The following is a 25702-nucleotide window of genomic DNA, read 5'->3' on the forward strand; positions in this document are numbered from 1 at the left end:
AGCCGACACTGTGGCGGACGCGTGGACGCTCAATCCCGACTACCGCACCCCCCGTGTCCCCGCAGACGACGGCACCGAGCCAGGCCCCTGGCGCCATCCCGACGGCCAGGTGATGAACGGCGCCTACGAGCGCCGTCGTCCCAAGCGGCGGACCGAGGTCGTCACCGTCTGGTACGGCTACGCGCTGAGCCGCTGCCTGGGCCCCCGCATGCCGCGCTTCAGCAGCCCGCTGGTCTCGGCCTGGAACCCGGTGCTGGCCCAGGGGCTGAGCTGCGATCCCGGGTCGCCGACGCCGTACCGCGACGAGCGGTGGTGCGACCGCTGGGTCGCCGAGGCCCTGCTGTACGGGCGCAAGCCGTACGGCACCTTCACCCTGCCCGTCGAGGACGCGCTGCGCTGGTTCGCCAGGAGCGGCGGCACCGGCCTGGTCTACCGGGCGCGCGCCGAAGGCGCGGGCGTCAGGGTCGTGGCGGGCACCACCGAGCCCTACGAACGGCTCTTCGACCTCGACTCCCTGATCGCCGACTACCGCGAGGCCCTGCCCGCCGAGCGGGCCGAGGCGGAGGTCGCGGCGCTGGAGTCGCACCGCGGCCTGTCCCCCGCCCTGGCCTACGTGCTGGGCGAGCACGCCGAGGCACGCTTCGCCGGCGCGCCGCGCTCGGTGCGCGGCCTGACCCTGGGCTACCCGCCGCGCGAGACGGCCGCCCGCGTCGCCGCCGATATGCTCGCCGGGTGAGCCGCACCATCAAGGGCATCCTGTTCGACCTCGACGGCACCCTGCTCGACCATCGCGGCGCGGCCGACGCCGCGATCATCGCGTGGGCGTCGGCGCTGGCCCCCGGCCATCCGCGCCTGGCCGAGGTCGCGGCGCTGTGGGCGGCGCTGGAGATCCCCCACCTGGCCGCCTGGCAGGCGGGCGAGTGCTCGCTGGAGGAGCAGCGCCGCCGCCGCGTGCGCGCGCTGTGCCGGGAGCTGGCCGTCGAGGCGCCCGCCGACCTTGAGGCGGCCTACGCCGGCTACGCCGAGCACTACCGGCGCGGCTGGGCCGCCTACCCCGACGTGGCCCCGGCGCTGGCCGGGCTGAGGGGCTACACGCTCGGGATCCTGACCAACGGGTCGCAGGGCGTCCAGGAGGCGAAGATGCGCGCGATCGGCCTCGACGTCGGCCCGGTGCTGACCGGCGAGCGCCTGGGCGGGCACTTCAAGCCGTCCCCCGACTGCTACGCCGCGGCGGCGCGGGCCCTCGGGCTGCCGCCCGAGCAGGTGTTGCTGGTGGGCGACGACCTCGACAACGACGTACGCGGCCCGGCGGCGGCCGGCATGCCCTCGGTGTGGATCGACCGGCTGGGCACCGAGGCCGCGCCGGAGGGATTCCCCCGCCTCACCTCGCTCACCGAGCTGCCCGCGCTGCTCGCCGCCCGCTATTTGTCTGGACATTCTTACCTCGGTTAGGCTGATCAGCATGACCCCGAACCTGGCCATCGACCTGGACCGATCCAGCCCCGTGCCGCTCTACTTCCAGGTGGCCGAGCAGATCGCCGAGGCGATCCGGCGTGGCGACCTGACGCCCGGCTCCCGGCTGGACAACGAGATCCTGCTCGCCGACAAGCTCGGCCTGTCCAGGCCGACGATCCGCCAGGCGATCCAATACCTCGTGGACAAGGGCCTGCTGGTGCGCAAGCGCGGCGTCGGCACGCAGGTGGTCCACGGCCAGGTCAAGCGCTCGGTCGAGCTGACCAGCCTCTACGACGACCTGCGCCGCGCGGGCCAGGAGCCGGCCACGCAGGTGCTCGTGCTGGAGCCGCGGCCGGTCGAGGAGGACAAGGCGGCCATCCTGGGCGTCGAGCCCGGCACCGAGATCCTCTACCTCGAACGCCTGCGCTTCGCCGCCGGCGAGCCGCTCGCCGTCCTGCACAACTGGCTCCCGCTGGGGCTGGCCCCGCTCTCCCCCGCCGACCTTGAGGGCCGCGGCCTGTACGAGCTGCTGCGCGGCGCGGGCGTGCGCATGCGGGTGGCCAACCAGCGCATAGGGGCCCGCGCCGCCGGCCAGGTCGAGGCCAAGCTGCTCGACGAGCGCCGCGGCGCGCCGCTGCTCACCATGATCAGGACGACGTACGACGACCAGGGCCGGGCCGTCGAGCACGGCTCACACGTCTACCGGGCCTCGCACTACTCCCTCGAGGTCACCCTCATCGAGCGCTGAGGCCGCGCGGCGCTTGAGGTAGAGCGTGGTGCCGATGCCGAACAGCACGGCCACCGCCAGCCCGACCCAGGAGAAGCCCTTCAGCCACTTCTCGGCCACCAGCCCGAGATAGAAGATCACCGCGGTGGTGCCGCCCGCCCACACGATCCCGCCCAGCACGTTCGCCAGGGCGAACCGCCAGTACGGCATGCGCAACGCCCCGGCCAGCGGCCCGGCGAGGATGCGCAGCAGCGCGATGAAACGGCCGACGAACACGGCCCAGACGCCGTACCGGTGGAAGTAGTTCTCCGCCTTGGCGACGTGGCGGGGGCCGAAGTGGCGGGGGAAGCGCCTGCCCAGCCGTTCGAACAGCCGGCGGCCGCCCTTGCGCCCGATGGCGTAACCGGCCGAGTCGCCCAGGATCGCCCCGGCGCTCGCGCACACACCCACCGCGACCGGGCTGACCACGCCCTTGGCGGCCAGAATGGCGGCGCTGACCAGCACGATCTCGCCGGGCAGCGGGATGCCGAGGCTCTCCACGCCGATCACGAGCGCGACCATCGCGCACAACCAGGCGGCGGGGATCGCTTGCAGCCATTCGTCGATATGCACGCGGCCACCCTAACCCCGCTCCCCGCCTCTTCCGTCCGTCCGCCACCCGGAACTCACCCCCCGGACCACCCTCGTCCGACAGGGGTGGACAGGCGGGCGGGAGCGGCGCCCGGCTCCTCCGAGACGGGATCAGCCGAGCAGGCGGGCAGGACCGGTGCCCGGCTCCTCCGAGACGGGATCAGCCGAGCAGGCGGGCAGGACCGGTGCCCGGCTCGCCCGAGACGGGATCAGCCGAGCAGGCCGCCGAGGCGGCCCTCCAGGACGAGCAGCAGGTCGGCCAGCAGGTCGGCGAGCTGGCGTTCGCGGTCGCGGGGGAGCCCGGCCAGCAGCTCGGTCTCGTAGTCGAGCTGCTCGGGCAGCAGGCGCAGGATCAGCTCCCTGCCGCGGCCGGTCAGCGAGAGGTGGGCGACGCGGCGGTCGCGCTCGTCCACCCGCCGGGCCACCAGCCCGATCTCCTCCAGCCGCCTGACGCGCTTGGTCACCGCGGCTCCCGAGGCGAACGTCTCGCGGGCCAGCCTGCCCGGCGTCAGCTCGCCGCCGACCCGGAGCAGTGCGCACAGGAGGTCGTACTCCGGGCGGCTCACCCCGGCGCGCCCGAGCGGGGCGTCGGCGGCCTGCTGCAGGAGCGCGGCGCAGCGGTTGAGCCTGCCGATGACGGCGATCGTGTCGAGGTCGGCGTCGGGAAGAACCTGCCGCCATTGCCGCAACGCCTTCGCGACGGCATCCTCCACGTGCTCGGTCCTCTCCTCGTGCCGATCTTCCGGTGGCTCCGATCGTACGCGCCGGGGCCGTCAGGGGGAGCGGCGTCCCGGAGAGCGGCGTCCGAGGGAGCTGGGTTCGGGGGCGCCGCGCGGGCGTGGCGGAGCGGTCAGGCGTACAGGGTGGCGAGCCTGCGGTGGCCCGCGCGTTCTGCGGCGGCGATGCGCTCGTGGGGCAGCGCGCCGCTCCACCACTCGCCCGCCGCGACGTCGGCGGCGTCGCGGACCTCCACCAGCGCCGCGCGCAGCCGGTCCCGTTCCCGCGGCTCCGGCGTCCCGTCCAGGATCCGCTCCAGGCGTACGAGCCCCGCCCGTACGCGCCGGGCCGCCCGCCTGTCGGGGACCAGCACGCAGGCCAGCAGCCCCGCCGCCGCGCCGACGCACGTGTCCAGCCACCGGTCGGCCACCAGCTCGGCCACCGGACGGGTCCCGGCGAACTCGCTCATGAGGATGGCCATCGGCGTGACGAACACGCTCCCCAGCCAGTAGTTGCGCGTGATGGCCGCCTCCGTGGCGAACTGCAGCGCCAGGACGGCCACGACGAGCGCCACCGCCCCCAGCCGGGTCACGGGGGCCACCAGGGTGAACAGCCCGACCCCGAGCAGGTTGCCGACGACGCGCTGGATCGCGCGGCTCCAGGAGAGGGTCGTGTTGGCCGCGAACACGGCGGCCGCCGTCACCACCGCCCAGTACGGCCTGCCCACCCCCAGTGCCATCGACCCCCACCCGGCCACGGCGGCCCCGGCGAACACCATCGCCACGACCCGCCACCGTCTCCCCACCTCAACGCCCACCCGCACAACGCCACCCCACCCACCACGCCGCCCTCCCGTAGACACGGCTCTTGCGGACGCCGCCCTCTCGGACGCCGCCCTCTCGGACGCCGCTCCCCCTGGCGCTGCCGCGTTGCCCGGCCCGCCTCCTTCGGCCGCGATGACCCCTTCGGTCCGTTCAGCCACTTCGGTCTGTTCGGTCGCGGCGACCGCTTCCCCTCGTTCGACCGCTTCGCCCCGTTCGGCCGTGACGCCGGCGAGTTCGGCGCGCTCGTCCGCGGCCAGCGCGGCCTCGGGGAGGGACGGCAGCGGGCGGCCTTTGCGCAGGTCGTGGGCCCAGCCGGTCAGTTCGTCGGCGGTGGCCCTCCGAGTGGTGCCCGGGGGGACCGTACCGGGCTCCCCGGCGGCCCCCGCGCCGGCCGACTCCGCGCGGATCAGCAGCCGGGACAGCGTGTCGCGGCGCCGGGCGGGGACGCCGGAGCGCAGGAGCGTCTGCCAGGCGGCATTGACCGCCGCCGCGGCGGCATGACGCGCCTGGTGCACCTCGTGGGCCTCGCGGTCCCTGGGGAGGTCACCGGTCACCGGTGTGGTCCGGAGGAGGCGGGCGGTGGATTCGAGGGCGCGGGCGACGGCGACGCGTTCGGGGCCGTCGGGGCGCAGGAGGCCGGGGGCCATGCCCACCGTCCAGGCCAGGAGCCCGCCGAGCGCCCCGAGGCCCACGTGCGGGGGCACGTCGCCCAGCTGCTGCGGTACGAAGGCCGCACCGGCGGCGACGAAGGTGAGCACGACGTTCCCCGGCGGCCCGATCCGGGTGGCGTCGCAGGCCGCCTTGTGCAGCCCGGCCAGCAGGGCGGCCACCGCCACCCGTACGGCGACCGAGTCGGTGAGGGCCGAGGTGGCCAGCGCGACCGCCGTGCCGGACAGCATGCCCAGCACCACCCAGGCCAGCGCCCTGGCACGGGCCGCGTACGGCAGTCCGTGCCCGTACAGGGCGCACATCGAGCCGGCGGCGGCGTACGGCACCAGGTCGAGCCGCCCGGCCCAGAGGAGGGCGAGCAGCGGGACGGCGAGGGCGACGACGGCGCTGAGTGCGGGTTTGTGCCAGATGTCGCCGACGGGCCCCAGGCGCAGCGCGGCGCGTACGGGCAGGCGCGCCCGACGCCCGGACGGCAGGGACTGCGGGAACGGCAGGGCTGGGGATCGGTGGGCGCTGGTCATCCCTAAAAGATTACCAGGTGTTTTACATGTGAAATAAACCAGGTAGACGCCGGGATCCTGCAACCGGCGATCAAGTGGTGATCAAGCCGTCCCGGCTAGAAACTCCTTCGAGATCCGACGGAACGAGCCGCCCGCGCGCCGGGCGGAGGACAGAACTGGGGAAGCACAGTGACCACGGGAACCTTGCTGGCTGTGGCGATCATCGCCGGGACGACGCTGATCACGGCCGCGGTCGGCGTGCCGTTCCTGATCATGGCGAGGAACGGGCAGCGGCTCCTGGCGACCGGGATTCCCGCGCCGGCCGTGGTGGAGTCGATGGCCGACACCCACATGACGGTCAACGACCAGCCCGTCGTCAGCTTCGGCCTGGTGGTGCAGCCGGACGAGGGCCCCGCCTACCGGGTCACCCACCGGCAGACGCTGCCGCGCGTCCCCATGGGCCTGGTGGTCCCGGGGGCGGTGCTGCCCGTGAAGGTGGACCCGGCCCGGCCCGACCGCGTACGCATCGACTGGGCCGCCTGGCGCCCCTCCCCCGCCGACACTCCCTGGCGCCCGGCCACCCACTGAGAACGCCGCTGAGAACGTCACTGAGAACGCCGCCGAGACCACCGCTGCGACCCGCCGCCGCGCGGCCATGCTCCCCGGTGGTGCTCGGACTCAAGCCCGCCAAGGCGCGGGAGCTGGGCTGGGACAAGGGCCGGGTGTCGTGGTCGCGGATCGCGGCGGCGGGCGCGTTCTGGCCGGTGGTCGTGGCGGCCCTGTACGGTGCGGGCGCCCTGCTGGCCCCGCCCGAGCGGCTGCGGATCTCGCACGCCGAGGTCGGGACGTCGGCGCTGCGGGCGGACCTCGACGCGCTGCTGCGCCGGATCGAGGGCCGCTTCCCCGCCGACGTGCACGCGGCCGTGGAGGGGATCGCCGAGGTGGTCGGGGGCGTGCTGGGCCGGGCCGAGCAGCTGGCCGCCTCCCCCGACCAGCTGCACGTGGTGTCCCGGACGATCCGCGGCTCCCTGCCGGCCGGGCTGGAGGCGTACGCGAACCTGCCGCGCGGGTACGCCCTGACCCGGCGGGCCGGCCGGGAGCGCAGCGCCCACGAGGAGCTGCTGGCCCAGCTCGCCCTCCTGGACGCCGCCTGCGGGAGGTCGCCGACGCCGTCCACCGGGGTGACGAGCAGGCGCTGCGCGACCACGGCCGCTTCCTGCGCGACCGGTTCGGCGGCTCGGACCTGGACCTCGACTGACCCCGCCGCCCCCGGGCCACCCGTACGACCTCGGCTAGTCCTGTGCTGCCGGGGTCACCCGTTCGAGCTCGAAGACCAGCGCGGAGGCCGGGCGCAGGGCGGGGCCGGGCAGCCCCAGCTCGGCCAGCACCGCGCCCGGCAGCCGCGCCGGCGCGAACACCCACTGCGGCAGCCCCGCGCCCTCCGGCAACGGCCCCGCGGCGCGCACCTCGTAGAGCGCGGCCGGGTCGAGCCCGGGCAGCCGCAGCGGCTCGGGGCTGACGGTGAGGCGGCTGGTGAGCTGGACGCAGGCGAACACGGCCCGCTCGGGCAGCACGACCCCGTGCAGCAGCGCCGAGGGGTCGGGGTGGTCGGCCCGCACCACCCGGCCCGCGTGCAGCACCGGCCGCAGCCGCTTGTGCAGCGCGATCCAGACGCCCAGCTCCTCCAGCTCCTCCGGGCTCGCCGAGGTCAGGTCCCACTCCACGCCCATGTGGCCGAACATCGCGGTCGCCGCCCTGAAGGCGAGCGGCAGCGCCCGGCCGGTGATGTGGTCGTGGGGCGCGCCGACGTGGCAGCCCATGCGGTCCGGCGGCACCAGCAGCCCGGTCCAGCGCTGGATGGCCTGCCGGTCGAGGGCGTCGTTGCTGTCGGAGGCCCAGACGCGGTCGGTGCGGGCCAGGACGCCGTAGTCGACGCGGGCGCCGCCCGACGAGCACGACTCGATCTCCAGCCCGGGGTGGCGGCGGCGCAGCTCGTCGATCAGCCGGTAGGCCGCCGCGGTCTGCGCGTGCACGCCGGGCGCCCCGTCGTGGACGGCCTCGGCCAGGTCGCGGTTGTGGTCCCACTTGATGTAGTCGAGCGCGTACTCGCGGGTCAGCGTGTCCAGGCGGTCGAGGAGGTGGTCGTAGACCTCGGGCCGGGCCAGGTCGAGCACCTGCTGATTGCGCCAGAGCGCGGGCGGCCGGGCGGCGCGGGCGAGGATCCAGTCGGGGTGGGCGCGGGCCAGGTCGGAGTCGGGGTTGACCATCTCGGGCTCGAACCACAGGCCGAACTGCAGGCCCAGCTCGCGTACGTGCTCGGCCAGCGGGTGCAGGCCGTCGGGCCACACCCCCTCGTCGACGTACCAGTCGCCGAGCCCGGCGCGGTCGTGGCGGCGGTGGCGGAACCAGCCGTCGTCGAGCACGAACCGTTCGATGCCGGCGGCGGCCGCCTTGTCGGCCAGGTCGCGCAGCCGGTCGAGGCCGTGGTCGAAGTAGGTGGCCTCCCAGTTGTTGAGGGTGACCGGGCGTACCGGGAGCGGGCGGGCGGCGCGCAGGTGGTCGTGCAGGCGGCCGCTCGCCTCGTCCAGGCCGCTGCCGGACCAGGTGAAGTAGACCCACGGGGTGGTGTGGCTCTCGTCCTGGGCGAGGGTGATCTCGCCGGGTTCGAGCAGCTCGCCGGCCGCCAGCACGGCCTGGCCCTCGACGAGCCGTTCGGCGTAGTGGACGTGGCCGCCGCTCCACCCGGCGTGCACGGCCCACACCTCGCCGGCGCGGAAGCCGAAGCCGGGCGTACCGGCGACGAGCAGGCCGGTCGCGTCGTGGCCCGTACGGCCGCGGCGGCTCTCCCGCGACCACACCCCCTGCGCGAACTCCCTGCGCTGCGGCACCTTCTCCAGCGCCCACCGCCCGGTGAAGTCCAGCAGCTCCCCCGCCCGCGCGGGCAGCGGCAACGCGCAGGTCAACCCCTGCACCCGGTACGGCGAGGCGGCGGTGTTGGTCACCGTGTGCCGCATCCTGACGACGCCGGAGGCGTCCATGACCAGCTCGCTGAGCAGCCGCAACCCCGCCTCGGCGTCCACGGCGGCGACCGTGAACCGGCCGCCGGCGCCCGGCTCGGCCTCCGTCTCGACGCCCTCGGCGGTCCAGCGCACCGGCCAGTGCTCGCCGGCCCGGTCACCGGACAGCCCCGGCCGGCCGAACCAGGACTCGTCCTGGCCGGGCAGCAGCGGCAGCGTGGGGGTCAGCGACAGCAAGGCGGGCAGCAGGCCGGTGCCGGTGACCGCCCCGAGGTCGGCGCCGAAATGCCGCACCCGCGGCAGCCCGGGGCCGGAGTCGTCGAGCACCAGGGCCGAGCCGGCCGCGGAAAGGATGACGGGGGGCACGTCACGCTCCTCTATCTCGATAATTCACATGAAATATCACGCGAAATGAGACGTTACCCGGCGGCGCGGCGAGGGCCCACCGTGACGGGCCGTACGGACTTTCCGGACACCCGGGTGGCGGTGGAGAGGAGGGGGGCCTGCTCAGCGAGCCCGGACAGGAGGACATGTACACTCCTCTTCGGAAACAGACCGTAGCGCTGCGTGACGCACCATGGCATCCGGCGCCTTCGGCCAGGGGCGGGTCCCCGTAGTCAGCAGCACTTCCCCCGCCCGGACCAACAGCGGGGAGCCGACATGGATTCTCTTCACCTGACCACCAGCCGCCACGACACGACCGTGACCGTCTCCCTGTCCGGCGAGCTCGACATCGCCACCACCGAGGCCGTCCGCGGCCACCTGCTCGGCGTGCTGGAGGAGGCCGGGCGCGCGCGGCGGCCGGACATGTCCGTGGTCATCGAGGTGAGCGGCCTGTCCTTCATCGACGCGGCCGGGCTGGGCATCCTGGTCTCCCTGCACAACCAGGCCGCCCGCGGGCACACCGACCTGCGGCTGGCCAACGTCCCGCCCAACATGAAGCGCCTGCTGCGCATCACCGGCCTCGACGCACACCTGACGCCCCAGTCGTAACGGTACGCCCGCCTTGAGTAGGTTGTGGGCGTGTCGATGATTCAGGTTCCTGGCCCGATCCCCGCCAGGCTGGAGGACGGGTTCGACCGCGTGCTGCGCGAGCAGCGGCTGCCCGCCGGGTTCCCGCAGGCCGTGCTCGACGAGGCCGACTGGGTGGCGCAGGTGCCCAGGCTTGACGCCGAAGACCTGACCGACGTGCCGTTCGTGACCATCGACCCACCGGGCTCGATGGACCTCGACCAGGCCCTGCACCTGGAACGGCTGCGCGACGGCTACCGCGTCTGGTACGCCATCGCCGACGTCGGCGCCTTCGTCCGGCCCGGCGGCCCGATCGACGCCGAGGCCCGTACGCGGGGCGAGACGGTCTACCTGCCGGTCGGCAGGGTGCCGCTGCAGCCCAAGGTGCTGTCGGAGGGCGCGGCGAGCCTGCTGCCCGGCGCGACCCGGCCGGCCGCGGTCTGGCGCGTCGACCTCGACTCCGACGGCCGGATCGTCGGCGCGGACGTGCGGCGCGCCCGGGTGCGCAGCCGCGAGCGGCTCGACTACGCCTACGTGCAGGCGGCCGTGGACACCGCCACCGCCGACGGCACTCTGAGTTTGCTGGCCGAGATCGGCACGCTGCGGCTGGGGCTGGAGCGGGCGCGCGGCGGGGTCACCCTGCCCACGCCCGAGCAGGAGGTCGTCCGCGACGACGACGGCGGCTACCGGCTGGAGTTCCGCGTCCCGCTGCCCGCCGAGGCGTGGAACGCCCAGATCTCGCTGCTGACCGGCATGGCCGCCGCCTCGATGATGCTGGACGCCGAGATCGGCATCCTGCGCGTGCTGCCCGCGCCGCAGCCGGACGACCTGGCCAAGGTGCGCAGGGTCGCGCAGGCGCTCGGCGTGCCGTGGCCCGAGGGCGCCGGATACGGGGAGGTCGTGCACGATCTCGACCCGAAGAACCCGCAGCAGGCGGCGTTCCTCCAGGAGTCGAAGGTGCTGCTGCGCGGCGCCGGCTACGCGGCCTTCGACGGCGCGCCGCCCAAGCTGGCCGAGCACGCGGCGGTGGCGGCGCCGTACGCGCACGTCACGGCTCCGCTGCGGCGCCTGGTGGACCGGTACGCGACCGAGGTGTGCCTGGCGGTCGCCGCGGGCGAGCCGGTGCCCTCCGACGTACGGGCCGCGCTGCCGCTGCTGCCCGACATCATGTCGGCGACCGGCCGCCGCGCCGGGGCGGTCGACCGGGCCTGCGTGGACCTGGTGGAGGCGTTCCTGCTGCGGGAGCGGATCGGGCAGGCGTTCGAGGCGATGGTGATCGACGTGGACGAGCGCCGCGGCGGCGGCCAGGTGCAGCTCGTCGAGCCGGCCGTGATCGCCCGCTGCGACGGCGTCCTGCCCCTGGGCGAGCGGGTCACCGTACGCCTGACGCAGGCCGACCCGGCCACCCGCGAGGTCCGCTTCACCCTGGCCTGAGGGCCGAGTACGGCGGCACGGCGTGGGGCCGCGCGCGGACGACCTCGCGCGGCCCCCGGTGGCGTTCGCTCACCGCTTGAGTGGCGACCATCCCGCGCCGACCCCCAGCAGGTGGAGGGCGACGCACAGCAGCCCGGCGGTGGTGAGCGTGCCCGCGGTGAGCACGTTGCCGACGGCCGTGCCGGCGATGTCGAAGATCAGGGCGAGCAGGAAGAACAGGGCGGCGATGAGAGCGAACACGGGCTACCTCCCGAGCTGACCGGACCCCGGCGCGACGCGCGTGGATCCTTTTCCTACGCCTTGGGGATGTCCGCCGGGTTCAGCCGGGAAACTGCCCCTGGGGTGACGATCTGTAGCCATATGACGACACCGGCTTGACCGGCCGGTCAGTCGGCCCCGGCGCGCATGCCGTCGCAGATCACGGCGGCCATCCGCCCGGTCGCGCCCCTGGCCCGCGCGTGGCGTTCGGCGGCCAGGGCCCCGCGCAGCAGGTCGCGCACGTCGTCGGCGGACAACTCGCGGCGTACGGCCCCGGCGCGCTGCGCGCGGGCCAGCAGCCACCCGAGCGCGTCGGCGAAGTCGGCCTCCAGGGGCGAGCCGGGACGCAGGCCCGTTCCCGCCCGGCCGTCCAGCAGGTCGCACAGCGCCTGGTTGGCCGCGGCCTGCTCGGCGACCCGGCAGAACCAGCCGAAGAAGGCGCGCCCGGCGTCCTCGGCGGTGGCCGGCGCGCGGGCGTCGGCCACGAGACGTTCGGCCCGGCCCAGCAGCACCGCCTCCAGCAGCGCCTCCTTGGTCGGGAAGTGCCGGTGGACGGTGCCGACCCCGAACCCGGCGCGGCGGGCGATCTCGTCGAGGGAGATGGTCAGCCCGTCGGCGGCCAGCGCCTCCTGCGCGATCTGCAGGACCCGCTCGCGGTTGCGGCGGGCGTCGGCGCGTAACGGCCGGGCGGAGCTGTGGTCGTCGCCCAAGGGGAACCTGCCTTCGGCAAGCGGAGGGAGGGCTCCGATTCTACCGGGCGGTAGCCCGGCGTGGCGCGGCCGCCCGCCCTGGCCGGAGCCAGGAGGGGCGGCCGCGTGGGACCCCGCGTGCCCACCTTCGGGGCGGGCCGTCAGGGCGGTGCCGTCAGGCGCGGCCTGAGTCCGAGCGAGCCGACGCGCTTGAGCCTGATCCGCTCCTCGCGCGGCACCGGCTCCAGTTCCACTGCCCGCGCGCCCTCCGGCACGTGGCGCAGGTCGTGGGTGATGAGGATGGTCGTGCGCCCGGCCATCAGCCGCCGCAGCGGCTTCATGACCTGGGCGACCGTGGCGTCGTCCAGGCCGGTCATCGGCTCGTCGAGCACCAGGACGGGCGCGTCGCGCAGGATGGCCCTGGCGATCCCGATCCGCTGCCGCTGGCCGCCGGACAGCAGCCGGCCCCGCTGCCCGACCGGGGTGTCGTACCCCTGGGGCAGCAGCTTGACGAAGTCGTGCACGCCCGCCGCCTCGGCCGCCCTGATCACCTCGTCGAGCGAGGCGCCCGGCCGGCCGTAGGCGATGTTGTCGCGTACGGACCCCGAGAACAGCAGCGTCTCCTGGTGCAGGATCGCCACGTTGTCGCGCAGCGACTCCCGCGTCAGGCCCCTGATGTCCCGGCCGTCGAGCAGGACGCGTCCCTGCTCCGGGTCGTAGAAGCGCAGCAGCAGCTTGGCCAGCGTCGACTTGCCGCTCCCGCTGGGCCCGGTGCAGACGATCAGGTCGCCGGGCCCGGCGGTGAACGACACGTCGCGCAGGGCGGGCCGTGTGCGTCCCGGATAGGTGAAGCCGACGCCGTCGAACTCCACCCGTCCCTCGGCCCGGCCCGGCAGCGCCACCGCCCCCTCGGGATCGGTGACGAGAGGACGGGCGCGCAGGACCTCGATCACGCGGTCGGACCCCGCCGCCGCCTCCGACACCGTCAGCGCGAGCTCCCCCAGGCTCTGCACGGCCGGGTAGAGCATCGCCAGGTAGGCGGCGAAGGCGAGCAGGCCGCCCAGGGTGAGCCGTCCGGAGACGATCTCCCAGGCGCCGAACCCGATGACGACGATCAGGCAGATCGTCTCGATGACCTGGACGACGGGCTGGTAGAGCCCCGACAGCCAGGCCTGGGACAGATTGGCGCGCAGCCAGTGGCGGCCCTCGCCGTGCAGGCGCCCGGACTCGGCCCCCTGCCGGTTGTAGGCCTGGACGAGCGCCTGGTTGGCCAGGCCCTCCTCCAGCACGCTGTTCATGGCGCCGTTGCTGAGCCGCTCGCGGGCCGCCGCCGTCCTGAACCTGGCCGCGAAGAGCTTCGAGACGACCAGGAACGCCGGGATCAGCGCCATCGTGACGAGGGCGAGGTCCCAGCGGATGAAGAAGGCGGCGCCGGCGAAGAAGATCGCGCTGGCCGCGGTGGTGAACAGCTTGACCAGGCCGGAGCCGATCAGTTCCTCGATGGCCTGGATGTCGTCGGTCAGCCGGGCCATGAGGTCGCCGAGCCGCCGGTTCTCCGAGAAGTCCGGCGACAGGGTCTGGATGTGCGCGAACACGCGGTCGCGCAGGGTCAGCAGGAATCTCTCGGCGCCGTAGGCCGTGGCGTACGTCCCGACGAAGGACGTCACCCCGGCGAAGGCGGCGAGCCCGAGCCAGGTGAAGGCGGGCGCCCAGAAGGCGTCCAGATCCCGGGTGGCGAGCACGTCGTCGGTGATGTGCCCGAACAGGCGGATCGCGGCGACCTCACAGAGCGCCGCGAGGACGGCGAACACCACGCCACACGCGAAAAACCGGCGCAGGCCTTTCGTGTCCGGCCAGAACTCGCGAAAGGTTCGGCGAATAGAGACTGCGGGAGCGAGTTCGCGGCCGGAGAGCGCAAGGGAGAGCCGGCGGCTGGGCCGCCGGCTCTCACGGGTGTGCTCTACCACCCCCAGCCCCACCACCTGCGGTAGTTGCAGCAGCGGCGGCGGTACCACCGGCGGCGACGGCAGCGCCAGTTCTCCTGGAAGCCGGGCTGGGTCAGCTGGTTGCTAGCCATATCTTCCTCCCCCGTATGGCTGTTCCATTTGACAAAAGGGACGATACCCCGGAATTCGCCGCAAATCACCAGAAGTTCGGCTGTTAATACAAGACTTGACCGGCGAATCCCGGCCACAAAGGCACTTCTGAAGGCCCGTTAAATGAGCCGTAAATCGCTAAATTCGCTAATAGCGGTCACGGAAGGCTCAAAGATGCTACTCAGAACTGGTTCTCACCTAATCGGGAAAACCCGAAGGGCGGGCGGATCCAGCCGGATCCACCCGCCCTTCCCGGGCATTCCCGCACGCTCAGGTGAGCCAGGAGGTTCTGGTGAGCGGGGAGACTCAGGTGAGCGAGGAGTAGGCCACCACTCCGCGCCGCATCGCGTCCATCGCCTTGCCCGCGGTCTGCCTGATCTTGCTGCCCTCGGGGGCCGCGTTCCCGAGCTGGCCGAGCAGATCCATCAGCTGCTTGATCCACCGTACGAAGTCGCCCGCCGCCAGCTCGTTGCCGGCCACGCCCTCCATCAGCACCGCGTCGAGGCTGTGGCCCTTGGTCCACCGGAACGCCGCCCACGCGAACCCCAGATCGGGCTCACGGATCGTGGACAGCCCGTGGTCGGACTCGATGCCCTCCAGCTCGCCCCAGAGCCGGATCATCGACGACAGCGCGTCCTGGGCCCGCCCGGCCGGGATCTTGGGACGGCGCGCGTCGTCGGACTGCCGCGACTCGAACACCAGCGCCGACACGCACGCGGCCAGCTCGGCCGGTTCGAGCTCCTCCCACAGGCCGCCGCGCAGGCACTCGGCGGTCAGCAGGTCGAGCTCGGTGTAGAGGCGGCCCAGACGGCGGCCCTCGTCGGTGACGGTCTCGCCGTCGAGGTAGCCGAGCTGCTCCAGCACCGCGCAGATACGGTCGAAGGTGCGCGAGATGACGTGGGAACGGCCCTCGACGCGGCGGCGCAGCCCCTCGGTCTCGCGCTGCAGCTTGTAGAAGCGCTCGGCCCAGCGTGCGTGGTCCTCCCGCTCGTCGCAGCCGTGGCAGGGGTGCTGGCGGATGCGCCGGCGCAGCTCGTCGACCTCATCGTCGTCGATCGAGTGGTCGCGCGCCCTGGCCGGCTTGCCGAGGTCGCGGTCGCCGATCTTGGCCAGCAGGGTGGAGACGAGGTTGGCGCGTTCCTTCGGCGAGCGGCCGTTGAAGTTCTTCGGGATGCGCAGCTTCTCCAGCGGCTCGACCGGCACCGGGAAGTCGGCCGGGTCGAGCTTCTTGATCTGCTTGCCGATCGTCAGCACCAGCGGGCTCGGGCCGTAGCCGCGCGGGTTGCGGCCGGGGTCGAGCACGATCGCCAGGCCCGCCCTGCGCCCGCCCGGCACCCGGATCACGTCGCCGGGCTGCAACGCCTCCAGCGAGCGCACGGCGGCCGCGCGCCGGGCCGCGCCGCGCTGCTTGGACAGCTCGGCCTCCCGGTCCGACAGGCGCCGGCGCAGCGCGGCGTACTCGGGGAAGTCGCCCAGGTGGCACGTCATGGCCTCCTGGTAGCCCTCCAGGGCCTCCTCGTGCTTGCGCAGCTGCTTGGCCAGGCCCACGACCGCCCGGTCGGCCTGGAACTGCGCGAACGACTCCTCCAGCAGCGTGCGGGCCCGCTCGCGGCCGAACTGGCCCACCAGGTTGACGGCCATGTTGTAGGACGGCTGGAAGCTGGAGCGCAGCGGGTAGGTGCGGGTGCCGGCCAGCCCGGCCACCGACAGCGGGTCCATGCCCACCTGCCACAGCACGACCGCGTGCCCCTCGACGTCGATGCCGCGCCGCCCGGCCCGCCCGGTGAGCTGGGTGTACTCCCCCGGGGTGAGGTCGGCGTGGGTCTCGCCGTTCCACTTGTCGAGCTTCTCGATCACCACGCTGCGCGCGGGCATGTTGATGCCGAGCGCCAGCGTCTCGGTGGCGAAGACGGCCTTGACCAGGCCGCGGGTGAACAGCTCCTCGACGACCTCCTTGAAGGCCGGCAGCATGCCCGCGTGGTGGGCCGCCAGGCCGCGCTCCAGGCAGTCGCGCCACTCCAGGTAACCCAGCACGGCCAGGTCTTCGTCGGGCAGGTGGGCGGTGCGCTCGTCGACGAGCTGCCTGATCTCGTGGCGCTCGCGGTCGGTGGTCAGCCGGATCCCGGCGTGCAGGCACTGCTGCACGGCCGCCTGGCAGCCGGCGCGCGAGAAGATGAACGTGATCGCCGGGAGCAGCCCCTCGGAGTCGAGCTTCTCGATCACCTGGGCCCGGTCTGGCGGCCGTGAGCGGTGGACCTTGCCGTAGCCGCCGCGCCCGCGCCGCCCGGCCATGAGCCGCTCGGCGTCGCGCGTCACCCGCATCAGCGCGGGGTTGATGCGCAGCGTCAGGTCGTCGGTCATGAACATGTCGTAGATGCGGTTGCCGACCATCATGTGCTGCCACAGCGGCACCGGCCGGTGCTCGTCGACGATGACCGTGGTGTCGCCGCGCACCTCGCCCAGCCACTCGCCGAACTCCTCGGCGTTGCTGACCGTCGCCGACAGCGCCACCAGGCGCACCGACTCCGGCAGGTGGATGATGACCTCTTCCCACACCGCGCCGCGGAAGCGGTCGGCCAGGTAGTGGACCTCGTCCATGACGGCGAAGCCGAGCCCGGCCAGGGTGGCCGAGCCGGCGTAGAGCATGTTGCGCAGCACCTCGGTGGTCATGACCACGATCGGGGCCTCGCCGTTGACGCTGTTGTCGCCGGTCAGCAGGCCGACCTTGGCCGTGCCGTAGCGCTTGACCAGGTCGTTGTACTTCTGGTTGGACAGCGCCTTGATGGGGGTGGTGTAGAAGCACTTGCGGCCCTGCTCCAGGGCCAGGTGGACGGCGAACTCGCCGACGACCGTCTTGCCCGACCCGGTGGGCGCGGCCACCAGGACGCCGTCGCCCGCCTCCAGGGCCCGGCAGGCGTCGAGCTGGAAGTCGTCGAGCTCGAAGTCGTAGAGGCCGCGGAACGATCGCAGCGCCCCTCCGTCGTCCCCGTGCTTCTGACGGAAGGCCGCGTAGCGTTCCGCTGGCGTTGTCATACCCGTCAGCCTACCGAAATCGCCATTCCGGTCCGTCCCGGCGCACTCGGCCCGCGGCGAACAGCCTTTACATTGTAGATCAAGTGATCACGCGGAGGGCGCCCGGCTGGATCTCGCAGGTGACCGGCACCGGCCCCACGCGCTCGCCGTCGGCGTAGGCCACCACGTCGGCCGCCTCCAGCGTGACCCGGCGGGCCCGCCGCACCGACACCGCCGGATGGCCCACGTGGGTGCCCCGGTAGACGCCGGGGAAGACGCGCAGGAACTCGCCCTTGGACACCGCGCCGACCATCATCACGTCCAGCAGGCCGTCGTCGGGCGAGGCGTCGGGGCACACGCGCATGCCGGCCCCGTACGAGCGGGTGTTGGCCACGGCGACCATCATCGCCTCCTGCTCGACCACCTCGCCGTCGTCGAGCGTGACCCGGAACGGGATCGGACGGAAGGCGCGCAGCTCCTCGGCCACCGCCACCAGGTAGCGGCCCCTGCCGGGCGGCCAGGTACGCCGGTTGGCGCGTTCGTTGACGCGCGAGTCGAAGCCGCAGCACAGCACCCCCGCGAACAGCTCCTCCGACTCCCCCGCCCGGACGCGGGCCGCGTCGACCGGCCGGGCCCGCATCCGCAGCACGGTCCTGGCCGCGGCCAGCGGGTCGCGGTGGGCCAGGCCCAGGGCGGCGGCGAAGTCGTTGCCGGTGCCGGCCGGGATGATGCCGAGCGGCACGTCGGTGCCCGCCACCGCCTGGACGGCCAGATGGACCAGCCCGTCGCCGCCGAAGGCGACCAGCGCGTCGGGGCGCTCGGCGACGGCGGTGCAGGCACGTTCGAGGGCGTCGGCGGCGTCGGCGCCGACGATCACCGACAGCTCGGCGCCGCCGGCCCGCAACCGGCGGGCGACGGGTTCGAGCAGTCGCAGGGTGCGCCCACCGCGTGCGGCGGGGTTGACGAGCAGGGCGATTTGGGGGGCCACGCCCGGAACCTATCGCCTATCGGGCGTCGCCGGAATCCTCGGCGTCCGGCGGGGCGTCCGGCGGGGCGTCCGCCAGGGGTGAGGCCTCGTCGTCGGACAGGTGCGAGAAGTCGTCACCGGCGGGCCTGCGGCGCTCGCGCACGTACATGAAGAGCTCGGCCAGGAAGTACAGGATGATCATCGGCGCGGCCAGCGCCATCATGGTGAGCGGGTCGCCGCCGGGGGTGATGACCGCCCCGAACACGAACATCGCGAAGATCACCGTACGCCGGTGCTTCTTGACGGTCGCGTGGGACAGGACGCCGATGACGTTGAGGAAGACCAGCAGCAACGGCAGCTCGAACGACACACCGAAGATCAACAACATGATCAGGACGTAGTCGAGGTACTCGTCGATCGAGATCGTCGCGACGGTGTCCTCGAGCGAGAAGCTCAGCAGGATGCCGAGGCTGGTGTCCATGATGACGTAGGCCAGACCCGCGCCGAACACGAACAGCGGGACAGCCAGACCGAGGAACGCGATCGAGTAGCGCTTCTCGTTGCGGTAGAGGGCCGGGGTGACGAAGGCCCAGATCTGGTAGAGCCAGACCGGTGAGGCCACTACGACGCCCACCATCGCCGAGACCTTCAGCGTGATGAAGAAGGACTGGAAGATGCCGTTGTAGACCAGGCTGCAGTGACCGTTGAGCTGGCGCGACTGCACCGTCTCGCAGTAGGGCGCGCGCAGCGCCTCCCACACCGGGTCGAACAGGATCCAGCCGACGACGATGCCCAGGACCACCGCGAGAACCGAGATGAGCAACCTGTTGCGCAGTTCGCGCAGGTGCTCCATGAGCGGCATCCGGCCCTCGGGGTCGGGGGCCGATCCGGAATCGCTCGACCGTTTGAGCAGCGCCATTCGCAGTCCAGGGGTGAAGGAGGAGGAAGGGGGGTCAGCCTTGCTTGTCGGCCTGGGCGGCGGCGCTGGCGCGCAGGCGGGCGGCCTGCTCCTCTAGCTGGCGGGCCTGTTCCTCGGCCGACAGCGCGGGGGCGGCGGCGGGAGCGGGGGCCGGGGCGGGAGTGATCGGCTGCGGCGCGGGCTGCTGGGCCGGGGCCGGGGCCGGCTGGGCCTGGACCGTGGTGTGGGGCGTGTCGTCGTCGTCCTCGCGGAGCTTGGCGGTCTCCGACTTGAAGATGCGCAGCGACCTGCCGACGCCCCTGGCCACGTCGGGCAGCTTCTTGGCACCGAACAGCAGGACGAGCACGCCTGCGATGATCAGGAGCTCGGGAACTCCAAGGTTCGACATGAAACGTCCTTTTATCAGCGAGTGCCGGTCTTCAGCCCCGATGGTACGCCCCCGAGGGCCGTGGTCTCATCTCCCCGAGGCGTCAATCTGGCCCGCCCCGGCTCCAGACGCGCCTTCGCCGCGGCGACCTCCCTCTTCAGGGCACGTGCCGCGGCCGCGGCCCTCGCGCCCGCGAAACCGAGCACGGCCAGCCCGGCCAGGACCAGCCCGGCGGCCGAGAAGATCCACGTCATGACTGCTGAGCGTACAGGGCCAGAGCCCGTTCGGCCTCCCCGCGCACGGTCTCGGCCATCCGGGGCGGGGAGACGACCCGGCCGGTGTCGCCCAGCCGCAGCGCGAGCTTGACGATCCAGTCCTCGTCACGCGCCCGCAACGTGATCTTCAGCCGTCCTTCACCGAGCTCGGTGACCTCCTCGCACGGGTAGTACTCGGCCACCCAACGCCCGGCGGCGCTGACCTCCAGCTCGACCAGCTCGTCGGTCGGCGAGGGACGGAAGACGCCCCGGGTGACGTCGATCGGCTCGGCCTCGGCCGGCGGGTCGGCCGGCACGTCGAGCACGTCGACGCCGAGCACCCGGTCGAGCCGGAACAGCCGCATCGCCTCGGCCCGGTAGCACCAGCCCTCCAGGTAGGTGCGGCCGTCGACGACCACGACCCGGGTCGGGTCGACCTCGCGCGGGGTGACCTCGTCGCGCCCCGGCACGTAGTAGCGCAGCGACAGCCGGCGCCGGCCGGTCAGCCCTTCGCGCACCCGGCCGAGGGCGTCGGGGGCGGCCTCGACGTCGAAGGCGACCTGGCTGCTGACGGTGGCCGCGCCCTCGCCCGCGGCGCGCTCCAGCTTGGCCACCACGCGCGGCAGCGCGTCGCCGGCGGCCACGTCGGCCAGCTCGGGCGTGGCGGCCAGCATGCGCAGCGCGACCAGCAGCGCGCTGGCCTCGTCGACGCCCAGGCGCAGCGGCCTGGCGATGGTGTCGGCGTTGTCGATGATGATCTCGCCGCCGTCCCAGGAGACGTCGATGAGGTCGCCGGGGGTGTGGCCGGGCAGGCCGCACATCCACACCAGTTGCAGGTCGTCGATGAGCTGCTTCTCGCTCAGCCCGAACACCTCGGCGACCTCGCCGACCTGGGCCCCCGGATGGGACATCAGGTACGGCACCAGCGCCAGCAGCCGGGGCAGCCGGTCAGCCGAACCGCTCATGCCAGGGCTCCCTTCAGACGGCGGATGACGGCCTCGCGGGCGTCAGGAGGCTCGACCACCTCGACGTCGGCGCCGAGGCTGGCCATCCAGCCCGCGAGGCGTTCGGGGTCGGCGAAGGGCAGCTCGGCCTCGTCCCAGCCGTCCTCGCGCGGGCGCACGGCCCTGGCGAGCTGGCGCAGGCCCTCGCAGGCGCCCCGGCGGACCCGGATGACGGCGACGCGCTCGTCCATCGGCTCCTCGGGGAAGCCGACCATGGCCCGCAGGTCGACGCCGTGGGGCACCTCGACGGCGCCGGGGCGGCCGACGGCGGTGACCGGGCCGGCGATGCGGCTGAGCCGGAAGGCGCGCGGCGCGTCGCGGTCGCGGTCGAACCCCGCCAGGTACCAGCGCCCGCGCCGGCTGACCACGCCCCAGGGCTCGACGGTGCGGGCGCGCACGGTCTCGCTGCCGGAGGCGCGGTAGTCGAAGCGCACCACGCGGCGGTCGCGCACGGCGTCCCACAGGGCGGGGAAGGCCGGGTCGCGGGTGTCGACGCGCAGTTCCAGGGCGCCGCCGCCGATCGGGCCGCCGACCGGCTCGTCGGTGGCCACGCCGGCGGCGCGCAGCTTCAGCAGCGCCCCCGAGGCGGCCTCGGCCAGGCTGGCCCGCTGCCACACCTGCGCCGCCAGGCCGAGCACGGCGGCCTCGTCGGGCTCCAGGGTGATCTCCGGCAGCTCGTACGACTGGGGGTCGATGCGGTAGCCCGGCTCGTCCTCCCACGGGTCGCGTACGACGTCGATGGGGATGCCGATCTCACGCAGCTCGTTCTTGTCGCGTTCGAACATGCGCTGGAACGCCTCGTCGCCGTCGCGGTCGTAGCCGGGAACCGCCTGGCGGATCTGCTCGGCCGACAGCGGGCGCCGGGTGGCGAGCAGGCAGATCACCAGATTCAGCAACCGCTCGGTCTTACGGCGCGACATCTGCCTCACTCCTCCTTCATCGACGCTACCCTGCCCCCGTGATCAGATGGCGCAAGGGCGAGGTTGTCCGGATCCGACGCGAGTGGCCGGGAGCGGTGGAGCTGGATGTCGCCGTCCCCGAAGGTGAGTGCCGGGCACTGGCCTACCCCCCATTGGTGGGCCGCCCGGAACCCGGCGACGAGGTGCTGCTCAACACGACCGCACTCGCGATGGGTCTCGGTACGGGAGGTTACGCCATGGTGGTGGCCGTCCCGAACCGTTTGCCGCAAGATCCGCGGGGACCGGGCCACCTGGTGAAGGCGCGCTACACCCCGCTGCAGGCCACGGTGCTGGGCGCCGACGAGCAGGATTCCGAGTTCCACGACGTCCTGAGCGAGGCCGACGACCTGGCCGGGATGCCGGTGATCGTGGCCGATCTGCATTCCGCGCTGGCCCCGATCCTGGCCGGCCTGTACGACGGCGACCCCGGCCTGCGGGTGGCGTACGTGATGCAGGACGGCGGCGCGCTGCCCGCCTGGTTCTCGATGTCGGCGGCCCGGCTGCGCGAGGTCGGCTGGCTGGCCGGGGTGGTGACGACGGGCCAGGCGTTCGGCGGCGACGTCGAGACGGTCACCGTGCACACGGGGCTGCTGGCGGCCAGGCACGTTCTGGCGGCCGACGTGGCGGTCGTCGCGCAGGGCCCGGGCAACCTGGGCACGGGCACCCGGTGGGGTTTCTCGGGGGTGTCGGCGGGCGAGGCGGTCAACGCCGCCGGGGTGCTGCGCGGCCGTCCGGTGGCGGCGCTGCGGGTCAGCGAGGGCGACGCCCGCGAGCGGCACGTCGGCCTCTCCCACCACTCCCTGACCGCCTACGGCCGGGTCGCGCTGACGCCGGCCGACGTGGCGCTGCCGGAGCTGCCCGGCGCGTTCGGCGAGCGGGTGCGCGACCAGGCCGAGCCGCTGGCGGCGCGGCACCGGCTGGTGCCGGTGCCGGTGGACGGCCTGCACGAGGCGCTGCGCGCCGCGCCCGTGAAGCTGTCCACCATGGGCAGGGGCCTGGAGGAGGACCTGACCTACTTCCTGGCCTCGGCGGCGGCGGGCAGGCTGGCGGCCTCGCTGCTGTCGTAGGAGTCCTTGAACGTGAACGCCTCGGGGCTGGGCCCCTCGGTCTTGAGGCGTTCCAGCCGCCGCATGCCCTCGGCCAGCGAGGGGATGTGCCCTTCGGGCACCCACCACATCACCATGTACGGCTCGGCCACGCGCAGGAACCACTCCCTGCGCCGGCGCAGCACGCCCAGGTGAACGCTGCGGTAGGCGAAGTCCCAGAGGGTCTCCAGCGACTCCCACAGCGAGAAGTTGATCAGCAGGTGGTCGCCGTAGTCGTGCACCACGGTGGCGGTCGGGTCGCTCTCGCTCTCCTTCATCCGCCACACGAAGCCGGGGGCCTCGTCGGCGACGGCGTTGACGGGTTCGAGCAGGTCGACGAACTCGGCGAGCTCGGGGGCGTCGATGGGCGCGCGCAGGTGCGCGACGTTGAGCTGGGCCAGATGCATGGGGCTCAGCACATCATCACCGCGGCTTCTATGTCAATCTTCATTTGTTTTAGAGAGGGAGACGCAGCACTCCCCCGGCCTCGGATCCAGCCGCGCCCTGCCCGGGTCCTCGCCCATGCCCTCCAGCAGCCCCTGGCACAGCGCCAGGTTCATCGAGCACACCAGCAGCGGCTGCTCCTGGGACAGCAGGTGGAAGGGGCAGTTGCGCAGCCGCAGCGCGCCGCCCTCGTCGTAGGGCTCGTAGCCGCGCTCGCGCAGCACGCGGCCGACGGGCTCGCCGGACCGCTCCCTGCCGATGCGCGCGCCCGCCCGTCGGGCCACCCGCTCGGCCTGTTCCTCGGCGCCCAGCAGCTCCACCACGTCGGCCAGCACCGAGGCGGGCGTTGCGTAGTCGCGCGGGGGCAGGCTGACCGTCCGCTCGCCCTTGGCCCTGCGGTAGACCTTGGCCGGGCGGCCGCTGCCGGGGCCCTTCCTGTCCTGGGGACGGAAGCCGCTCTCCAGCAGCCCGGCCTCGACGAGCTTGTCGAGGTGGTGGCCGGCCAGCGTCCTGGACACACCGGCGGCCTCGGCGGCCTCGCCCCTGCCGACGTCGCCCCCGCCGGCCGTCACGGCCTCGTACAGGCGGCGGCGCACGGGGTCGTGCAGCAGGCCGAGCGCCTGCAGGTCGTCGTCACTGCTCACAGCCGGAGTCTACGGAGCCTCAGTAGGCGGCCAGGACGTCCACGACGAACACGAGGGTGTCGGAGCCCTTGATCCCGTACGCGGGGTGGCCCGGCGCGCCGTAGCCGTAGGCGGGCGGGACGATCATCAGCACCCGGCTGCCGACCGGCACCCCGACCAGCGCCCTGTCCCACCCCTTGATCACGGTGCCGTCGCCGATCTTGAACGCCTTCGGCAGGCCGGCCGGCCAGGTGGCGTCGAAGACCCGCCGCCGGGCCCAGATCGCGCCCTCGTACTGGGTGACCAGGAGCTGCCCGGACTGCGCCGGGCGCCCGCTCCCCCGCCTGAGCACCTTCGAGGCGAAGGCGCGCGGCGGCGTGGTGGCCGGGATCGACAACCCGGGACGGTCGCCACCGCTCACCCGCACGCCGGCCAGCGACCCGCCGGCGCCCTTGACCGAGGCGCCCTTGCGGTGGGCGCCCAGGATGTCCACGACGTAGAACAGGTCGTCGGCGGGCCCGACGCCCCTCGGCGGGCTCGTGCCGAAGCCCTCCCCCGGCGGGATCGCCGCGATCACCCTGCTGCCCACCGTACGGCCGCGCAGCGCCCGGTCCAGCCCCGGCAGCAACGATCCCACCGGGAAGGCCGCCGGGGTGCCCCGGGTGAAGCTGGAGTCGACCAGGCGGTTGTCGCGGCCGTCCCACACGTGCGCGGTGTACTGGACGATCGCGACGTCGTCGTCGCCCAGCCGGTCGCCCCCGCCCGTGGTCAGCTCCTCGACCTTCAGATCGGCGGCGGGCCTGCCGGCGGGGAAGACGATCGTGGGCCTGGCGCCGAACGCGCCACCCACCTTCAGGTCGAGGTCACCGGCCGTCGCACCCGTGCAGCCGGCGGCCAGCAGGAGCAGCGGCACCAGCGGCGGCACGATCGTACGGCGGCGCATCGGTCCTCCCACGGCGAAGCGGCCCGGCGGCGAGAGGCCACCGGGCCACGAGATGCTACCGCGTCGTCGGGACGCCCGTCAGGAGATCGCCCGTCAGTAGGCCGCCAGCACGTCCACCACGAACACCAGCGTGCTCTTGGCGGGGATCTTGTCCTGGGCCTGGTCGCCGTAGCCGAGGTCCGGCGGGATGCTCATGACGACCCGGCTGCCGACCGGCACCCCGGCCAGGCCCTTCTGCCAGCCCTGGATGACGTTGGCGAGCGGGAACTCGGCCGGCTCGCCGCGCTCCCAGCTGGAGTCGAACTGGCTGTCGGTGCCCCAGATCTTGCCCGTGTAGTGGACCGAGAGCGTCTGGTTGGGCTGCACCTTGGCGCCGGTGCCCTCGATGAGGGTCTTGACCACCAGCTCCTTGGACGGCTTCTCGTCGGTCTTGGTGGTCAGCGTGGGGGCCTTGTCCCCACCCGGGTTGACCACCTTGACACCCTTGAGGCTCTGGCCGGTCTCCTTGCCCGTGGCCGCCTTCAGCGCGGCGGGCCGGGCGCCGACCACGTCGAGCACGAACACCTTGGTCGGCTCCGTACCGGCCGTGGCCTGCCCCTGCGGCGCCGAGTCGTTGGCCAGCACCGCCAGCAGCCGGCCGCCGTGCTTGACCTTGGTGAAGCCATCCTGCAGCACCTTCGGGAGCTGCTCGTTGACCGGCACCGTCTCGGGCTGCTTGGTGTCGTAGGAGGAGCCCTGGATCGCGTTGCCCTTGCCGTCCCAGTTGTAGACGGTCAGGTTGACGATCAGCTTGTCGCCGGTCTTGACCTCGGGGCCGGTGCCCGGCTGGATCACCTGGTAGGAGGACTTCGTCGCCGGCGAGCCGGCGGGGAAGGTCACCGTGGGCTTGGCGCCCACGTTCCCGGTGACCTTGAGCCCGGCCGAGCCGGTGCTGGTGGCGGCGCCTCCGTTCGCCCCGGCGTCGGTGTCGCCGCACGCGGCGGCGAAGAAGATCAAAGGCACGGCTGCCAGTACGGCCAGAGCGCGGCGCATGGATTTCCCTCGGAAAAGACGTCAGATTCGCGTCACCCTACCTGACATCGAGGTAGGGCCGAGGTA

The 25702-nt window shown here is 73.3% G+C and carries 25 protein-coding genes; 7 read left to right on the plus strand and 18 right to left on the minus strand.

The window, feature by feature from the left end; translation table 11 throughout:
- Window positions 1-10 precede the first annotated feature (10 nt).
- The 3 genes from ACIHAD_RS31165 to ACIHAD_RS31175 are packed head-to-tail and all read left to right on the plus strand — an operon-like array spanning window position 11 to window position 2203.
- Window positions 11-736 carry a hypothetical protein gene (locus ACIHAD_RS31165; RefSeq protein WP_397358224.1) on the plus strand — a complete coding sequence of 242 codons (726 nt, stop codon included), beginning with the start codon at window positions 11-13 and terminating at the stop codon, window positions 734-736.
- The gene (locus tag ACIHAD_RS31170; RefSeq protein WP_397358225.1) at window positions 733-1452 is read left to right on the plus strand and encodes an HAD family hydrolase; all 720 of its coding nucleotides are present in this window, start codon (window positions 733-735) and stop codon (window positions 1450-1452) included. Before ACIHAD_RS31165 ends, ACIHAD_RS31170 begins: the two co-directional genes overlap by 4 nt.
- Before the next feature lie 10 nt (window positions 1453-1462).
- Window positions 1463-2203: a GntR family transcriptional regulator gene (locus ACIHAD_RS31175; protein ID WP_397358227.1), complete on the plus strand. Its 741-nt coding sequence runs from the start codon at window positions 1463-1465 to the stop codon at window positions 2201-2203.
- Here the strand turns inward: ACIHAD_RS31175 and ACIHAD_RS31180 are convergent.
- From ACIHAD_RS31180 to ACIHAD_RS31190, 3 genes are all read right to left on the minus strand, one after another.
- Entirely contained in the window at window positions 2147-2794 is a 648-nt protein-coding gene (locus tag ACIHAD_RS31180) for a DedA family protein (RefSeq protein ID WP_397358228.1), read from the minus strand. The two genes, ACIHAD_RS31175 and ACIHAD_RS31180, sit on opposite strands and share 57 nt — an antisense overlap.
- 227 nt (window positions 2795-3021) lie before the next feature.
- The gene (locus ACIHAD_RS31185; protein ID WP_397358229.1) at window positions 3022-3525 is read right to left on the minus strand and encodes a MarR family winged helix-turn-helix transcriptional regulator; all 504 of its coding nucleotides are present in this window, start codon (window positions 3523-3525) and stop codon (window positions 3022-3024) included.
- Window positions 3526-3662: 137 nt separating this feature from the next.
- Window positions 3663-5543, minus strand: a complete 1881-nt coding sequence (locus ACIHAD_RS31190; protein ID WP_397358230.1) for an FUSC family protein — start codon at window positions 5541-5543, stop codon at window positions 3663-3665.
- Window positions 5544-5711: 168 nt separating this feature from the next.
- Here ACIHAD_RS31190 and ACIHAD_RS31195 point away from each other — a divergent pair, with 168 nt between their 5' ends.
- The gene (locus tag ACIHAD_RS31195) at window positions 5712-6110 is read left to right on the plus strand and encodes a DUF3592 domain-containing protein (protein WP_397358231.1); all 399 of its coding nucleotides are present in this window, start codon (window positions 5712-5714) and stop codon (window positions 6108-6110) included.
- Between the two features lie 704 nt (window positions 6111-6814).
- On the opposite strand, the gene ACIHAD_RS31200 is transcribed toward ACIHAD_RS31195, so the two are convergent.
- A complete protein-coding gene (locus tag ACIHAD_RS31200) occupies window positions 6815-8905 on the minus strand; it encodes an alpha-galactosidase (protein ID WP_397358232.1) in 2091 nt (696 codons plus the stop codon).
- A 294-nt stretch (window positions 8906-9199) separates the two neighbouring features.
- Here ACIHAD_RS31200 and ACIHAD_RS31205 point away from each other — a divergent pair, with 294 nt between their 5' ends.
- Window positions 9200-9532, plus strand: coding sequence for an STAS domain-containing protein (locus tag ACIHAD_RS31205; protein ID WP_397358234.1), 333 nt, complete (start codon window positions 9200-9202; stop codon window positions 9530-9532).
- 36 nt (window positions 9533-9568) lie between these two features.
- Window positions 9569-10984, plus strand: coding sequence for an RNB domain-containing ribonuclease (locus ACIHAD_RS31210; protein WP_397358346.1), 1416 nt, complete (start codon window positions 9569-9571; stop codon window positions 10982-10984).
- Window positions 10985-11053: 69 nt separating this feature from the next.
- Here ACIHAD_RS31210 and ACIHAD_RS31215 read toward each other — a convergent pair whose 3' ends face one another.
- The 10 genes from ACIHAD_RS31215 to ACIHAD_RS31260 form a co-directional block, all read right to left on the minus strand.
- Window positions 11054-11224: a hypothetical protein gene (locus tag ACIHAD_RS31215; protein ID WP_352331507.1), complete on the minus strand. Its 171-nt coding sequence runs from the start codon at window positions 11222-11224 to the stop codon at window positions 11054-11056.
- Window positions 11225-11370: 146 nt separating this feature from the next.
- Window positions 11371-11952, minus strand: coding sequence for a TetR/AcrR family transcriptional regulator (locus ACIHAD_RS31220; RefSeq protein WP_397358235.1), 582 nt, complete (start codon window positions 11950-11952; stop codon window positions 11371-11373).
- A gap of 140 nt (window positions 11953-12092) precedes the next feature.
- Entirely contained in the window at window positions 12093-13745 is a 1653-nt protein-coding gene (locus ACIHAD_RS31225; protein WP_397358236.1) for an ABC transporter ATP-binding protein, read from the minus strand.
- Between the two features lie 588 nt (window positions 13746-14333).
- Window positions 14334-17060 (minus strand): DEAD/DEAH box helicase, encoded by a 2727-nt coding sequence (locus tag ACIHAD_RS31230; protein WP_397358238.1) that lies wholly within the window; start codon window positions 17058-17060, stop codon window positions 14334-14336.
- A gap of 79 nt (window positions 17061-17139) precedes the next feature.
- A complete protein-coding gene (locus ACIHAD_RS31235; RefSeq protein WP_397358240.1) occupies window positions 17140-18027 on the minus strand; it encodes a diacylglycerol/lipid kinase family protein in 888 nt (295 codons plus the stop codon).
- A 16-nt stretch (window positions 18028-18043) separates the two neighbouring features.
- Window positions 18044-18925 (minus strand): twin-arginine translocase subunit TatC, encoded by an 882-nt coding sequence (gene tatC, locus ACIHAD_RS31240; RefSeq protein WP_397358242.1) that lies wholly within the window; start codon window positions 18923-18925, stop codon window positions 18044-18046.
- Window positions 18926-18959: 34 nt separating this feature from the next.
- Window positions 18960-19313: a Sec-independent protein translocase subunit TatA gene (tatA, locus tag ACIHAD_RS31245; protein ID WP_397358243.1), complete on the minus strand. Its 354-nt coding sequence runs from the start codon at window positions 19311-19313 to the stop codon at window positions 18960-18962.
- Window positions 19314-19327: 14 nt separating this feature from the next.
- Window positions 19328-19546, minus strand: coding sequence for a hypothetical protein (locus tag ACIHAD_RS31250; RefSeq protein ID WP_397358244.1), 219 nt, complete (start codon window positions 19544-19546; stop codon window positions 19328-19330).
- The gene (locus ACIHAD_RS31255; RefSeq protein ID WP_397358245.1) at window positions 19543-20511 is read right to left on the minus strand and encodes a helix-turn-helix transcriptional regulator; all 969 of its coding nucleotides are present in this window, start codon (window positions 20509-20511) and stop codon (window positions 19543-19545) included. Before ACIHAD_RS31255 ends, ACIHAD_RS31250 begins: the two co-directional genes overlap by 4 nt.
- On the minus strand, window positions 20508-21470 hold the full coding sequence (locus tag ACIHAD_RS31260; RefSeq protein WP_397358246.1) for a helix-turn-helix transcriptional regulator: 963 nt from the start codon (window positions 21468-21470) through the stop codon (window positions 20508-20510). The genes ACIHAD_RS31255 and ACIHAD_RS31260 overlap by 4 nt, the downstream gene beginning before the upstream one ends.
- A gap of 38 nt (window positions 21471-21508) precedes the next feature.
- Between ACIHAD_RS31260 and ACIHAD_RS31265 the strand changes: the two genes are divergently transcribed.
- Complete coding sequence (locus ACIHAD_RS31265; RefSeq protein ID WP_397358247.1) at window positions 21509-22576, plus strand: DUF3866 family protein; 1068 nt, start codon at window positions 21509-21511, stop codon at window positions 22574-22576.
- Here ACIHAD_RS31265 and ACIHAD_RS31270 read toward each other — a convergent pair.
- From ACIHAD_RS31270 to ACIHAD_RS31285, 4 genes are all read right to left on the minus strand, one after another.
- Window positions 22522-23001: a DUF3291 domain-containing protein gene (locus tag ACIHAD_RS31270; protein WP_397358248.1), complete on the minus strand. Its 480-nt coding sequence runs from the start codon at window positions 22999-23001 to the stop codon at window positions 22522-22524. The two genes, ACIHAD_RS31265 and ACIHAD_RS31270, sit on opposite strands and share 55 nt — an antisense overlap.
- Before the next feature lie 33 nt (window positions 23002-23034).
- Window positions 23035-23682, minus strand: coding sequence for a helix-turn-helix transcriptional regulator (locus ACIHAD_RS31275; RefSeq protein ID WP_397358249.1), 648 nt, complete (start codon window positions 23680-23682; stop codon window positions 23035-23037).
- 19 nt (window positions 23683-23701) lie between these two features.
- The gene (locus ACIHAD_RS31280) at window positions 23702-24604 is read right to left on the minus strand and encodes an FKBP-type peptidyl-prolyl cis-trans isomerase (RefSeq protein ID WP_397358250.1); all 903 of its coding nucleotides are present in this window, start codon (window positions 24602-24604) and stop codon (window positions 23702-23704) included.
- A 93-nt stretch (window positions 24605-24697) separates the two neighbouring features.
- The gene (locus tag ACIHAD_RS31285; protein WP_397358251.1) at window positions 24698-25606 is read right to left on the minus strand and encodes an FKBP-type peptidyl-prolyl cis-trans isomerase; all 909 of its coding nucleotides are present in this window, start codon (window positions 25604-25606) and stop codon (window positions 24698-24700) included.
- Window positions 25607-25702 lie beyond the last annotated feature (96 nt).

Origin of the sequence: Nonomuraea sp. NPDC052265 (genome assembly GCF_044547985.1) — a bacterium.
Lineage (GTDB): Bacteria > Actinomycetota > Actinomycetes > Streptosporangiales > Streptosporangiaceae > Nonomuraea.

Bases quoted from the DNA above. Each gene is read 5' to 3' on its own strand.
- ACIHAD_RS31255 (WP_397358245.1), bottom strand. From the start codon at position 20,511: ATGAGCGGTTCGGCTGACCGGCTGCCCCGGCTGCTGGCGCTGGTGCCG.
- ACIHAD_RS31205 (WP_397358234.1), top strand. From the start codon at position 9,200: ATGGATTCTCTTCACCTGACCACCAGCCGCCACGACACGACCGTGACC.
- tatC (WP_397358242.1), bottom strand. From the start codon at position 18,925: ATGGCGCTGCTCAAACGGTCGAGCGATTCCGGATCGGCCCCCGACCCC.
- ACIHAD_RS31260 (WP_397358246.1), bottom strand. From the start codon at position 21,470: ATGTCGCGCCGTAAGACCGAGCGGTTGCTGAATCTGGTGATCTGCCTG.
- ACIHAD_RS31280 (WP_397358250.1), bottom strand. From the start codon at position 24,604: ATGCGCCGCCGTACGATCGTGCCGCCGCTGGTGCCGCTGCTCCTGCTG.
- ACIHAD_RS31250 (WP_397358244.1), bottom strand. From the start codon at position 19,546: ATGACGTGGATCTTCTCGGCCGCCGGGCTGGTCCTGGCCGGGCTGGCC.
- ACIHAD_RS31210 (WP_397358346.1), top strand. From the start codon at position 9,569: ATGATTCAGGTTCCTGGCCCGATCCCCGCCAGGCTGGAGGACGGGTTC.
- ACIHAD_RS31190 (WP_397358230.1), bottom strand. From the start codon at position 5,543: ATGACCAGCGCCCACCGATCCCCAGCCCTGCCGTTCCCGCAGTCCCTG.
- ACIHAD_RS31270 (WP_397358248.1), bottom strand. From the start codon at position 23,001: ATGCATCTGGCCCAGCTCAACGTCGCGCACCTGCGCGCGCCCATCGAC.
- tatA (WP_397358243.1), bottom strand. From the start codon at position 19,313: ATGTCGAACCTTGGAGTTCCCGAGCTCCTGATCATCGCAGGCGTGCTC.
- ACIHAD_RS31230 (WP_397358238.1), bottom strand. From the start codon at position 17,060: ATGACAACGCCAGCGGAACGCTACGCGGCCTTCCGTCAGAAGCACGGG.
- ACIHAD_RS31175 (WP_397358227.1), top strand. From the start codon at position 1,463: ATGACCCCGAACCTGGCCATCGACCTGGACCGATCCAGCCCCGTGCCG.